We start from the raw sequence: 14,050 nt of genomic DNA on the forward strand, positions 1-14,050 counted from the left end.
GTGTTGGCGGAGAATAAGTAGAGTTAAATCGGTTCTGGTCAGCAGCTACCCTGTTATAGATTTTATTACCGAACTGACCATTAAACAAGAAGCTCAATGAAAATCTCTTGTATCTAAAGGTATTACTTAGTCCGAAATAATAAGTTGGCAAACCATTTCCGGCAATGATCTTATCATTGTCGTCAATATTTCCGTCATTATTAGCATCAAACCACTCAGTGTCACCACCTTGCAGTTTTACATTGTTATAATATTTACTTTTAACAGTTCCGGTGTATGGTTGCCCATCTAAAGTAYATCCTCCAAAACTGGTCACTGTGCTACCATCTTCACTAACCACCACGTTTATAGGAGTAAGTCTTTTACCTTCGGGTGTATATGCATTTGACACATCGTATTGGTAAACACCAAGATTCTTAAAAATAAAGAAGTCACCGATTTTACCACCTTCCTGTATCAGCCATTTATTACCCGATAAAAATGCAGTACCATCAGCAAGTTTCTTCACTCTTGCTTTAGGGAATGTAATGTTTGCATTTACGTCCCAGCCAAACTTCTCGGTTTTAATTGGAGTGCCCACAACGGTAAATTCCAGACCTGTATTTTCTATGGTACCTAAATTTACTGCAACCTGAGTTTTTCCTGTTTCTTTAGCCAGCTCGCTCTGATAAAGCAGGTCTTTCGTGGTTTTGTTATAGTACTCTGCTGTAAAAGTTAACCTTCCTTTGATCATGGTAAGGTCTATTCCATAATTGGCAGATGTAGCTGTTTCCCATTGGATAAGCGAATTTCCTAAAACCACATTCTCTGCTGCTCCGCTTAACCCGTTATAATAGTTACCGCCAAAATTTATGGTAGTATACGATTGATAATCGCCGATAGCATCATTTCCCGCTGACCCATAACTATATCTTAACTTTGCATCATCCAGAAAACTTTTGCTCCAATCCATAAATTTCTCATCAGAGAATCGCCATGCGGCCGACATAGATATAAAATTTCCCCATTTGTTATTTTCTCCAAATCTTGAAGATCCGTCTCTGCGGATAGTTCCCTGAACAATATATCTTCCTTTATAGCTATATGATCCCCTTGCCAGCAATGATACATTTGAATTTGCTGTCGCAAATGTTCCCGTATTTGTAGGGTCAATTATCCCCACATTCGAAGTAAAAATATCGTCACTCAACAACTCCTCTACCCTGATTCTATACTCATCCCTACGTCTTCTATCGGCAGTAAAACCAGCTACACCAGTTACTGTATGGTCTTTGCCAAAAGTTTTGTTGTAGTTCATATAGGTCTGACTTTCCCAATAAACCTTTCTTTCTGTTGATCCTGTTCCTGTAGAAAATGCAGCATTGTTTATAATAGCCGGAGTTACATTTCTACTGTTTTGATTATCGAGTTGAGCATTGAACATGGTAGTAATGCTCAAATCTTTATAAATCTTATACTTGGCCTGGGTGTTAAACTGAGCCAGGTAATCATTATCGATGTTCTTATCCAACAAGGCAAAAGCAACAGGGTTTCTTTTCGATTCTGTAAAACCTGCAAGCGTTCCATCGGGCCTATAAAGACTTGTCCACGGATTACGTTCAAAGATCTGCCTTGCTGTATTCTGAATGTTCAGGATATTTCCTGTCTGATAAGCAAAAGCAAGGTTGTTGCTGATGGTCAGCTTATCTGATATGGCATATTCTACATTTAATTTCGATTGTATTCTTTTAATCCAGCTGTTCAATGCGATGGCTTGATTATCTACATAATTTAAGCCCCCGTAATAAGTTATTCCTTTTGAGCCTCCACTTAAGCTCAAGTTAACAGTATGCTTTTCCGATGTTCTGAACAATAATTCCTGATAATCATTGTCAGCATTCAGATAAGGGTTAATAGAATCGACATTTCCGCCAATTCCGGCACCACCACCTCTTATCATTCTGTAAAACCTAAGTTCATCAGCAGAAATAGTTCTTATTTTATTTGCCAGCTCACCTCTGTTATAAGTATACTGAACGCCAATAAGCGGCTTACCTTCTTTACCTCGTTTAGTAGTTATGATGATTACACCATTTGCACCTCTTGCACCATAAATGGCCGCAGACGCTACATCCTTAAGAATTTCAAATGACTCAATGTCTGAAGGGTTTATATAATTCCCGTTCTCACTAATGATTCCATCGATTACATACAAAGGGCCAGTACCCGATGCATTTATTGAAGAAGCTCCACGGATCTGGATGGTTCCCTGTCCGGCCGGATCGCCGTTATCATTGGTAACCAATACGCCAGAGGCTTGCCCTTGTAATGCATCAAATAAAGTAAGTGGCTGGCGTTCTGCAATGTCTTTAGCAGTTACTGATGATATTGAACCGGTGAGGTCACGTTTTTTAACTTTTTCGCCGTATCCGGTTACTACAACCTCGTCCAATGCAGACTCATCTTCTTTCAGGGTAATATCAATTACCTTTTTATTGCCCACAACTGCTTCCTGCGAAACAAGGCCGATGTAAGAAAACACAAGTGTTGAATTTGCATCGGGAACTGTAATGCTGTATTTACCATTTGCATCAGTCTGTGTGGATACTTTGGCATTTTTTACCCTGACGCCTACACCGGGTATTGCTCCCCCTCCGCCGTCCTTTACTGTTCCCGTAATATTAATGGTTTGCCCAAAGGCTGCTGAACCGGTAAGTAAAAACCCAATTATCACCATCCGTAAGGATAGGAAACTGAATAATTTACATACAGAATAGCCATAACATGAAACTGTTTGAGTATCATTTTTCTTCATAGCGTTTAAAATATTTGGTTGGTTAATTCACGAGTTGCTCAAACCCGTAGTTTGTTAGGTTGGTTGGTTAGTTTATTGATTGTATGTTTAATATTTAACTGAAATTGGTAACAAATTCTTTTTGATAACATAGCGGACTTTTTCCTGTGATCTTTTTAAAGCATTTGTAAAAGCTCGCGAAGTTATTAAAGCCACAATCATAGCATACCTGTTTTAGGTTAAGGCTGTGTTCAATTAATAGTTCGCAGGCCCTGCCCACTTTAATCTCTATCAAAAACTGCGAATAGGTTTTCCTGGTGCGAGATTTAAAGTACCTGCAAAATGAATTAGGACTGATCTTAGCTACATCAGCTATTTCTTCTAAAGTGATCTTGTTCTTAAAATTAGCATAAGAATAATCGTAGATATCGTTAATGCGATCCTTTTCATGATGCTCCATTTCATGCTGAAAACCAATTGATGAAAACGTTTCCAATTTTTCACACTTAGTGATTTCAGCGAGCACTTGCATTAAAATAATTATCCTGTCTATGCCTTCTGCATTGGGCATTTCAGAAATCAAATCAGCAATATGCTGTTTGTTTTTACCCTTAATCTTTAGTCCTCTTCTCGACTTTTCCAGAACAGACTTTAACAGCTTATTCTCGGGTAAATTCAAAAAAGATTCACCCCACATATTTTCAGAGAAATGAACCACTCTTACGTCAGGGTTAGAGGCAGGATTATTATTTCTAAAGTACATATCATCAAATCGCCAGTAGTGTGGCAACTGAGGGCCAACAAGAACAATATCACCTTGATTAAACCTGCTAATATTGTCTCCGATAAATTGGGTGCCTTTTCCTTTACTGAAATAAACTAATTCAAATTCTGGGTGATAATGCCATTTGTTATTAACAGATGGAACCACATCCTGCCTAACACTAAATGACTGAGCAGGCGACATTGAAACTTTTAGTAGTTGTGCTTTCATAGTTTAATTTATTAAGTTAAAACCATAAGATGCGGGCGCACAAGAGAACACTGCTTGAGATACCTCGTTCATACACCGGTGATTTACATATTTGGTTTAGCTAATGTAAGCGCCAATAAAATGCAAGAGGGGTTAAAATCTTAAAGAAAGAGGGTGATTTTCTTAAATTCAGAAAAAAGGTTACTTTAAACTGTACTCTGAGGGGGTTTGTCCGAATTGCTTTGCAAATTCTTTACTGAAATATTTACTATCACTAAAGCCCACCATATAGGCAACCTCATAAACGGTATAAACATCCTGCTTTAGTAACTGAGCGGCTCGCTTTAAACGAACAGATTTGATGAAGTTATTTACCGTAAGATCTGTAAGCGCCTTAATTTTCTTGTACAAAATTGGTGTGCTCATCCCTACCTCCGCAGCAAGTGTATTTACACTAAAATCTTCATTGTTAAAATTGGCTTCGATATATCCCATTATTTTATTCAGGAATTCCTCGTCGGCCGATTCTATTAAAATATTGGTTGGCTGAAGTGTTATCTGCTGACTAAACTTTCTACGCATATTAGCCTGCAAGGTTAGCAGATTATAAATATTAAGTTGCAAGCTGTTAATGCTAAATGGCTTTGTAATGTAGGTCTCTGCTCCTGTTTTCAGTCCGTTTACCTCATGGATATTGCCGGAACGCGCAGTAAGCAATATAATAGGAATATGGCTTGTGCGTGGGTCTGTTTTAAGTGTACGACAAAGCTCCAATCCATCCATAACCGGCATCATCACATCACTCACAATAATATCAGGAATCTTCTCTATCGCCATTTCTACACCCTCTTCGCCATTATTGGCTTCTATTACCTGGTACGACTGCTTTAAAGATTGCGCAATAAAGCTCCTTACCTCAACATTATCTTCTACTATTAAAACAGTTATCCCGTCTTCTGTTTTCTCTGCCGGCTCATAATTCTTTACCGGTTCAATTTCCGATACCTGCTGATAAAGAATAGGGTTTTCACTGCTGATATACTGTTCAATAAGTTCATCCTTTTTAAAATGTTCTTTCCCTAATTTAAGCCTCAGGCTAAAACAAGTATGAACGTCTTCGTCTTTAAGCTCCTCATTATTTACCAATGATAAACGACCATGATGCAACCTGCTTATCTTTTCGGCTAAGGCCAGACCAATTCCTGTACCCGTAGTTCCCGAGCGATGGTCTCTAACCTGATAAAAGTTTGTAAATATCTTATTCCTGCTTTCTTCGGGAATCCCTTTTCCATTATCAGCTACCCTTATTTCGACCTGGTTGTCGCTGGTCTTAAGAATATCCAGGCGGATAATTCCATGATCAGGTGTGAACTTAAACGCATTAGAGAGCAGGTTAAACAATACCTTCTCCAGTTGTTCACTATCAAAATACACTTCTATGATGTCCTCATCGCAGTTAAAGCGATAATCAATATGATTTTTAAGGGCTACGTAGGTAAATGAAATATAAATCTCTTTAACAAAGCTTACAATATTCCCCGGTGCCACATTAAGTTCCATATTACCCGATTCGGCTTTTCTAAAATCCATCAGCTCATTCACCAATCTGGTTAGCCGGCCAGCATTTTTCTTTACCGTAAGTAATCTTCTGTTTAAGGCAGGCGATTCCTTTGTTTCGTTTACCAAATGCTCCAACGGGCCTACAATAAGGGTTAGTGGTGTTCTGATCTCGTGGGATACATTTGTAAAGAAATCGAGCTTCATCTGATAAATCTCGTGCTCTTTCCTTAGCAATGTTCTTATCCACAGGAACCTTAAAACAAGGAATATAAGCCCCGAAAGCAAAAGTATATAGATAAGATATGCCCACCATGTTTTCCAATAAGGTGGATTTACATTAATGATCATCTCCTCGGGCTTGCTGGTCCACACCCCATCGTTATTTGCTCCTTTAATTAAAAGAACATACCTGCCCGCCGGCAAATTGGTAAACGCGGCCTGTGGATTAGTTACATAATTCCACTCTTTTTCGAAACCCTTAAGTTGATAAGCGTATCTGTTTTTTTCGGATTTTACATAGTTTAGAATGGCAAAATCAATAGTAAAGATATTCTGATGATAAGAAAAAGTTAATTCCTTTGTTAAGCCTATATTTTGAGTAAGCAAGCCTGTTTTATCATTAATATTTACGGGTTTATTAAACAACCTTAACCTGGTAAATATAGCTTTGGGCACCTTTTTATTATCTCTTATCTGATCCGGGAAGAAACTCACCATACCGGTATAGCCACCAAAGAACATTTCGTTCTTACTGTCTTTAAAAAAGGAGTTGTAATTAAAAACATTTCCCGGCAACCCGTCATCAACAGTATAGTTTTTAAAAACCCGTCCATCAAATTTCGATAAACCGTTGGAAGTACTTACCCACAAATTCCCCTTACTGTCTTCCAAAAAACCTACTGCGTTATTACTAGGTAAACCATCATTAATCGTAAACCTACTTATTTCTCGGTTTTTATCATACTTAATCAACCCTGATTCATAGCTACCTATCCAGATATTGCCTTTCGAATCTTCTTTAATAAAATTGATGTCGTCGAATTTAAAATCAATGCTATTACTCTTGAACTCTTTAATCTGATTAGAACTTGCTGAAGCTATATAAATACCAGAATTTGTAGCTATCCATATATTTTTTGCAGAATCCTCAAAAAAAGTTCTTACAAACTTTAACTCCTGGTTATAGGCAGCGCTATTGAGCAGCGTAAAATTATCCTTAGCCTCATTATAAAGAAAAACGCCTTGTGCGCGTGTTCCCACCCACAATCTGCCCCTGCTGTCGTGTAGCAAACAAACGATCCTGTTAGAGTTTAAGGCATGTGGATCTGCAGTATTTGGTTTATAATGCTTAAAAGTACCCGAAAAAGGCAAATATCTATCCAGMTTCCCCTCATAAGTAGCTACCCAAACACTTCCTTTCTTATCAATTGAAATGGCTTTTACCAGGTTTGAACTTAATGAATTAGGGTTGCCTATTTCATTTTTTATAGCTTTGAATTTCCCGGTTGTTCTGTTATAATAATTTAACCCTTCGGCTTCTGTCCCAATCCACAGATTATGGTTTTCGTCTTCAACAATAGCACTAACTACATTGCTGCTGATGCCATTACCGCCCAGACTGGTCTTGTATTCTCTGAACGGGGTAGAGTTGGCATGGTACACATTAACCCCTCCATAGTAAGTACCTACCCACATGGAACCTGCCGCATCTTTCAGAATATCATAAGTAGAATTTTGGTTTAAGGTTAATGGATCATTAGGGACGTGGTTCAGAACCGTGAACTTCCCTGTTTTAACATCAAATATATCTATACCATTTAAGGTGGAGATCCATAATTTTCCATCTTTGTCTGCCTTGATTTTGCGAATTACATTACTGCTAAGTCCACTACTGGGTCCGCCTTTTGCCGAGTAATGCTTAAAAGTGCCGGTAGCCCTGTCCATTAATTCCAGTCCATTATTATGCGTACCTATCCATAAATTATGGTACTGGTCTTCAAAAACAGCACTAAGGTCGTCATCAATTAAACTAGCTGGATTGCTGGGGTCATGAAAATAAGATTGAAAAACATACTTTCCTTTTTTTTCTTTCATGCTGGTAAGGCCTTGCATAGTAGCAATCCACAGTACATTATTATGGTCCTGATGAATAGCTTTTATTAATGAATGCGCCAACCCTTGACCCTTGGTACTGCTGCTATAAAAAACGCTGAAATTTATCAGGCGCTATCATCTTGTTTAGCCCGTTGTCTGTTCCGACCCAAATATTTCCCTTATTGTCTTCAAAAAGATTCCTGATAATATTGTGACTGATACTGGTTTTGTCTTTCGGATCGTGAAGAAATCTCTTAAAAGAATTACTTTTAGGCAAATAAAGATTTAATCCTTTTTGTGTACCTACCCATAAATTGCCCTTTCTGTCTGTAAGCAAATAATTAATATTCTGACTGCTGCTTAAAGAGGCATTGTTGTTTTTATCGTGCTTAAATACTTCGAATCTTTGAGTATTGAACTTGTTAAGTCCATCTTTAGTTCCGAACCACATAAACCCCATACTGTCCTGAGCTATAGAGAGTACACTGCTTTGCGACAAACCATCTTCTACCGTTAGGTGATTAAAGCTTATATTGTTTTTTTGAGCACTGGCATCTACACCGCAAAGAAGCGGCACTAACAATAATACACTGTTAATTAAGTGATACAATAATTTATTACGGCTCATATTTGGTGTTAACCCTATTCTTTAGTTCAACGAAAGTAAAACAAATAGATTTGCCATAAAAATACAATAGTTGATTTTATTAATTCAACCTTAATCTCTGCTTTTGCTTTAGCAGCTGGGTTTCCAGTTTTTTATAGACAACCTGCTGAACATCTACCTGGTCATCTATGGCTATAACAGCTGCAGTTGCTGCCGATTCACCAAGGATCATAAAAACAGGTTCCATTCTAACGGAACCATAAGCAATATGGGAGCTGGAAACACAAACCGGCACCAGCAAATTGCCACATTCTCCTTTTTTAGGAACTATTGATCCATAAGAGATGCTATAAGGTTTAGGGGCATGCACACCTATATCGCCCTCATTCTGCACAAATCCCTTATCGGTTACATATCGTTGTGTATTATGCGAATCTAAAGCATAAGAACCCATCCCAATAGGTTGAGGCACTTCCTTCCGTCCTAAAGTTTCGTTTTCTGTAAGTACCTGATCACTTATCATCCTTCTGGCCTCTCTTACATAAATTTGGTGGGGCCAGTTTCCATTATCTTTAAATTCGTCTTTAGATAAACCCCATGTTTGCAGTCTTTTTTGCAGATCAGCCGGAACACGTGGGTCTGTGATCATGAAATACATTAATCCTTTCTGATAATCTTCATGCTGTTTAATGATCTGCTTTCGCTTTTCGTATGAAGCCTCCGGATAATCGTAGTTCATGCCAATATAATCGGTACTGAACGGACCATGATTATTGGTATCCGTTTTATGATTGGGTATGTCATCAAATTTATCAAACAACTCTTTCCATCCACTCTGAAACACCCTAGCCAGCAATTCGTAATTTGCTGGGTTGTAATTATCAGGTTTTGGAAATGTAATTCTGTTCTCTGCCTTATTGGTGAGACACATTCTAAAGCAATATGCCTGCAACTTGTTATCGCCCTCTCCTTTTATCCCCGGATCCTGGTCGGATATGCCTACCAGTAGACCGCTGCTTTTATCGCCGGTAACTTTATATGGATCTATATTTGTTTTAAAATGATGGCCATGCTGAAACACTTCTGTTTGCACGCCATTCCAGGTTTCTCCGTATACACTGTTTGCTTCACGGCCTATGTGGTAGCTAACCTTTGCCGCAGCCATCAAATCTCCCTCATAGGTGGCATCAATAAACATTTTACCACTAAATTGCTTACCACTTAATGTAGTGATTGATGTAATTTTACCATCCTTCATCTCTACACCATCTTTACGGTTTAACCATTCATTGCGGTAAACTTTAATATTACTTTCTTTGATAAAATCTTCCATTATTTTTTCGGCAACGTGTGGTTCAAATATCCACATTGTGCGGTCTTTACCATCAATAGCAGGTGTTCCTTGCCCCTTGTTCCCATATTCTTCCTTTTTTTGCCATTTCCATGCAGTATCTTGCTGATAATGTAAATAAACCCGATGATAAAAATCTCGGGATAAGCCTCCTATCACCTCTTTATTTCCGGTATCTGTAAAACCCAATCCACTGGATGACAAGCCTCCGAGATGAATATCGGGAGAAACAACAATAACAGTTTTACCCAATTTTATAGCAGTTACTGCTGCTGTTACCGCTGCTGAGGTGCCACCGTAAATTATAAGATCTGCTTCATATGGTTTTTTATCTGCAGCCTGCAGACCAAAATTGGAAAATATAATAAAAATGGAAGTAAGTATCGTTTTATATAACATTTTATTAGTAATAGGGTTAAACATGTATTTGGTTAGAACAGCAAAATATACATTTTATATCAAACTTTTGGCTGTGGGGCTTTAACAGGGCGTTGATAGGGCTTTGCTAGGGCCTTGATAGGGCAAAAAGCCCTGGGAATGCCTTAGCAAAGCCCTAACAACACCTCAGTAAAACTACGATAACGACTGGTTTACTAATTAAAACCTTACACCAAGGCTTGCGGAAAAGGTAAGCATTCGGGTATCCAGGTTATCGCCTTGGTCTGATACAGTGCGATTAAAAACCGGCAGCAGGGTATAACTGATCCTAAAATCACCATAGAGATTTATTCTACATGGTTTATTGTCGCCCACCTTAATACCCGCAAGCAAGCTGTTGTTAAAATGATTTACATATTTTAAAGGCAGCGTTTCGTTTCGGCCCCTGCCGCCATCGCCGTCTACCCCATCTTCATATCTTAATTTTGTTTTCGAATTAACAGCAATACCCGGTGCCATGCCGGCATAAGCCGATAAGAAGAGTCTGTATGCACTTGGTTTAAAATTGTAACTGATCAGGATTGGGAGTTCTACATAATCAATATTGAAATTATAGTTATTATAGGCCTGCTGCTCCTGTCCGTCATCGTCAACAATAATTACATAATTATTCTTTTCTCTGTAAACCATCCCTCTGGAATTAAAGAGCAACTCGGCACCCAGTGTAATTCGTTCTGTTAATCGCCCATCGGCAGTTAATCCAACAAGTGCAGATGCACGGAAATAGCGGTTAAAATAACTGAGGTCAGTTCTTTTTGAGTTGGCTGTGGGCGTTACGTTGCGTGTAAAAAGAGAGCCGTTAATGCCTGTTTTAATCCCAAACCTTACCTTTTTCTCAAAATCAGGCTGTTCCTGGGCCTGAACATACAGCCCATAGAAGAGCAGTATGAAAAAACATAAATTAGATTTCATAGCGTGTTTTATTTGTGTGTACTCTAATTTATGAAATATAATCCGTTACTATCGTAACATTTTGAGCGAGAAAGCTTTACTATTCCATCTCCTGAAGTTCTTCAGGACGGATTTTGCGTTCCGGACGGTAGCCAATCAAAGCAAGGTTGATTTCGTCCTGTTTGTTGGGATTAATTAAACGCGAACAGTATGAATCGCCGTTTTCATAGCAGAAACTGATTACTACACGTTCCTTAGGATGATCGATCTCTGGCAATGTTCCTAAAACCTCATACAAATTGTTAAGTGCATGGCTAACATCATCCGTTTCAGGTAAAACAAATAAAATCTCATCTCTTTTAGCATCAAAATAGCTAATTGAGCGCCAGTTGCGGCCAAGATAATGTGCTTTTAGGTTTACTAAAAGTTCTGATTTATAAGGATGGTCCATTTAATAGTTTGCTTGCTTCCGCTAATATAGCAGTTTTGGCTTAATAATAGTTGGGGCTGGCATACTTTCTATATACCAGCCTTAATAAGATCTGCTACCTTACACGAAATTGATTTCCGTTTTTTAAGCTGCTAACTGTATCAGCCAATTTATCAATCTCTGCACAAGTGTTATAGAATGCCAAAGATGGTCGCACCGTTGCTTCCAATCCAAACCTTCTCAGTATGGGCTGAGCACAATGATGGCCGGATCTTACGGCAATACCTTCTTTGCTTAATGCCTCGCCAACTTCAGTAGTTGTAAATCCATCTAATACAAATGAAAGCACACTCGTTTTATTAGCTGCCGTTCCAATTAAGCGCAATCCTGGAATTTGCTGTAACTGCTTTGTTGCGTAGCCTAACAAAAAATGCTCATAGTTGTAAATGTTGTCAATCCCAATCTTTTGAACATAGTCTATTGCCGCGCCTAAACCAACTGCATCCGCAATGTTACCTGTTCCTGCCTCAAAAAGTGATGGCGCGGGATTAAACTGGGTATGTTCAAACGTTACATCTTTAATCATATTGCCACCACCCTGATAAGGCTGTGCACTGTTTAACAACTCCTCTTTACCATATAATACACCAATACCTGTAGGCCCAAAAATTTTATGCCCAGAAAACACAAACCAATCTGCATTAAGTGATTGTACATCCGTACGAATGTGTGAAACAGACTGTGCACCATCGACAAGCACTTTTGCTCCCGCAGCATGAGCCATATCTACAATTGTTTTTGCCGGGGTTACCGTTCCTAATGCATTAGATACCAAGGTGAAAGAAACCAGCTTTGTTCTTGGATTCAGCAATTTTGCATATTCATCAAGAATAACTTGTCCATCATCATCAACCGGGATCACTCTTAATTTTAAGTTCTTCTTTTTGGCCAATAACTGCCAGGGAACTATATTGGCATGATGTTCCAAATGGCTGATGATGATTTCGTCTCCTTCCTGAAGATATTGGGCACCCCAGCTATCTGCAACCAGGTTTATAGCCTCGGTTGTTCCGCGTACAAATACCACTTCATTTGCTGATCTGGCATTTATAAAGTGCTGTGTCTTCTGTCTTGCTGCTTCATAAGCATCGGTAGAACGGGCAGCTAATTCATGGGCAGCACGATGTATGTTGGAATTTTCATGTGTATAAAAATAGCTTAACCTTTCTATTACCTGTCGCGGTTTTTGGGTGGTTGCAGCGTTATCCAGCCAAACCAGGGGTTTTCCGTTTACATACTCTGAAAGGATTGGGAAATCGTTACGAACAATGTTTACGTTAAATGCAGGGTAAGATTGGCCAGTTATTTCGCGGTAGTCTCCTTTGGCAAGCTTTTCTGCAGAAGAGAAGTAATATGAATGTTCTCCCAAAACTGCCGAAGGTGTAAATGGCAATTGAGAAGAAGGACTGTAAACATTAACTGCAGCCAGGGCTTTGCTCAATTCTTTCTCAAAGGGTCTGTCGTTTTCAAACGGCAGGGCATTCACTGATTTGGTGCCGGGTGAGATACCCCCACTTCCATGTGTGGAGGCAGGCACATGCCCCAGCCCCAGATTATTTGCATCCGGCAAACTTGTTTGCGGATCCAGAAGATCGACAGAATTTCCCTGATTAATTGCCAAAGGTGAAGATTGAGTTTTATCCAATGTTCCGGGAGCCGAGAAAAAAAGTTCATTTGCCAGTTTCTCTAAGAGATGTACATCTGGCAGTCCATTCGGACCATTAATTGTACCACTCATAACCTAGTATTTATATTCATGATATTTATTAATTTCAACATCGTCGAGTACAGCAATAGCATCATCTACCAAAACTGCCAGCGAACAGTAAAGAGATACCAGATAAGAAGCAATTGCTTTTTCATTGATCCCCATAAAGCGAACTGATAAACCAGGAGATTGCTCACCGGGAAGATCGGGCTGATATAAACCCACTACACCCTGACGGCTCTCTCCTGTTCTGATGAGCAATATTTTACTTTTATTATTTTCTATAGGCACTTTATCGGAAGGGATTAAAGGAATTCCTCTCCAGGTGATGAACTGAGAACCAAACAAAGATACCGTTGGTGGTGGTACGCCTCTGCGTGTACACTCCCTGCCAAAGGCAGCTACCGCTAGTGGATGAAGGAGGAAGAATCCGGGTTCTTTCCATACTTTAGTGATCAACTCATCCAGATCATCTGGTGTGGGTGCTCCTGAACGTGTAGAAATACGCTGAGAAGGTACAATACTGTGCAACAAACCGTATTCTTTATTATTGATCAGTTCGCTTTCCTGACGTTCTTTAATGGCTTCAATAGTAAGGCGCAATTGCTCACTGATCTGGTTGTAAGGTTTGCTATACAAATCGGAAACCCTGGTATGTACATCAAGCACGGTATTTACTGCACTAAGCAGATACTCACGTGGCTGTGCTACATAATCTACAAATGTGTTAGGCAATACACGTTCGTCTCTGTTAGAGCAATCTACATCCACTGATTCTCCTTCTTTTACTTTGTTCACTCTGTAAATCCCTGACTCTACGGGCGTCCAGCTTAAAAGATGAGGCAACCATCTTGGAGTAATAAATGATGCCTGCGGCACGGTACGGGTTGCAATAGCCAGCGGCCTTGCGGCAACATCACCTAATGCGGTTTGTGTTGGATTTAATTTTTCTGCCATGATTTGTTTAATTAATTATGTATAAATAGATCTATTACTTTAAATAATCCTTCCCTAAATATATAATTTATATATTAATTCTACGGAATTAGTAGACTATTTAATAAAATAGTTATACCTTAGTCAAATCATACACAATTTCTAATCGAAATTTGTTAGCTCGTCTGAGTTTTGTTTAAAATTTAAAGCCAGGTCGGATGACCTGGCT

The 14,050-nt window shown here is 39.0% G+C and carries 9 protein-coding genes; all 9 read right to left on the reverse strand.

Features of this window, described 5'->3' with window-relative positions:
* Positions 1–2,794, reverse strand: a 2,794-nt coding sequence (locus AC1DDX_RS11560) for a SusC/RagA family TonB-linked outer membrane protein (RefSeq protein WP_477622058.1), incomplete at its 3' end; no start/stop codon positions are given.
* Between the two features lie 94 nt (positions 2,795–2,888).
* Positions 2,889–3,767: an AraC family transcriptional regulator gene (locus AC1DDX_RS11565; protein WP_477622059.1), complete on the reverse strand. Its 879-nt coding sequence runs from the start codon at positions 3,765–3,767 to the stop codon at positions 2,889–2,891.
* A 180-nt stretch (positions 3,768–3,947) separates the two neighbouring features.
* A complete protein-coding gene (locus AC1DDX_RS11570) occupies positions 3,948–7,400 on the reverse strand; it encodes a hybrid sensor histidine kinase/response regulator transcription factor (protein ID WP_477622060.1) in 3,453 nt (1,150 codons plus the stop codon).
* Positions 7,401–7,503: 103 nt separating this feature from the next.
* A complete protein-coding gene (locus tag AC1DDX_RS11575) occupies positions 7,504–8,028 on the reverse strand; it encodes a ligand-binding sensor domain-containing protein (protein WP_477612324.1) in 525 nt (174 codons plus the stop codon).
* A gap of 79 nt (positions 8,029–8,107) precedes the next feature.
* Complete coding sequence (locus AC1DDX_RS11580) at positions 8,108–9,757, reverse strand: FAD-dependent oxidoreductase (RefSeq protein WP_477612323.1); 1,650 nt, start codon at positions 9,755–9,757, stop codon at positions 8,108–8,110.
* A 198-nt stretch (positions 9,758–9,955) separates the two neighbouring features.
* The gene (locus AC1DDX_RS11585) at positions 9,956–10,708 is read right to left on the reverse strand and encodes a porin family protein (protein ID WP_477622061.1); all 753 of its coding nucleotides are present in this window, start codon (positions 10,706–10,708) and stop codon (positions 9,956–9,958) included.
* Positions 10,709–10,787: 79 nt separating this feature from the next.
* Positions 10,788–11,138 (reverse strand): hypothetical protein, encoded by a 351-nt coding sequence (locus AC1DDX_RS11590; RefSeq protein ID WP_337716872.1) that lies wholly within the window; start codon positions 11,136–11,138, stop codon positions 10,788–10,790.
* Positions 11,139–11,232: 94 nt separating this feature from the next.
* Positions 11,233–12,915 carry a family 2A encapsulin nanocompartment cargo protein cysteine desulfurase gene (locus AC1DDX_RS11595; protein ID WP_337716870.1) on the reverse strand — a complete coding sequence of 561 codons (1,683 nt, stop codon included), beginning with the start codon at positions 12,913–12,915 and terminating at the stop codon, positions 11,233–11,235.
* A gap of 3 nt (positions 12,916–12,918) precedes the next feature.
* On the reverse strand, positions 12,919–13,842 hold the full coding sequence (locus tag AC1DDX_RS11600) for a family 2A encapsulin nanocompartment shell protein (protein WP_048906269.1): 924 nt from the start codon (positions 13,840–13,842) through the stop codon (positions 12,919–12,921).
* Positions 13,843–14,050 lie beyond the last annotated feature (208 nt).

It is taken from the genome of Pedobacter sp. 10L46_2 (assembly GCF_056395165.1).

Excerpts from the sequence above, each read along its gene's own strand:
- AC1DDX_RS11565 (WP_477622059.1), bottom strand. The coding sequence starts at position 3,767 with ATGAAAGCACAACTACTAAAAGTTTCAATGTCGCCTGCTCAGTCATTT.
- AC1DDX_RS11585 (WP_477622061.1), bottom strand. The coding sequence starts at position 10,708 with ATGAAATCTAATTTATGTTTTTTCATACTGCTCTTCTATGGGCTGTAT.
- AC1DDX_RS11575 (WP_477612324.1), bottom strand. The coding sequence starts at position 8,028 with ATGAGCCGTAATAAATTATTGTATCACTTAATTAACAGTGTATTATTG.
- AC1DDX_RS11590 (WP_337716872.1), bottom strand. The coding sequence starts at position 11,138 with ATGGACCATCCTTATAAATCAGAACTTTTAGTAAACCTAAAAGCACAT.
- AC1DDX_RS11595 (WP_337716870.1), bottom strand. The coding sequence starts at position 12,915 with ATGAGTGGTACAATTAATGGTCCGAATGGACTGCCAGATGTACATCTC.
- AC1DDX_RS11580 (WP_477612323.1), bottom strand. The coding sequence starts at position 9,757 with ATGTTATATAAAACGATACTTACTTCCATTTTTATTATATTTTCCAAT.
- AC1DDX_RS11600 (WP_048906269.1), bottom strand. The coding sequence starts at position 13,842 with ATGGCAGAAAAATTAAATCCAACACAAACCGCATTAGGTGATGTTGCC.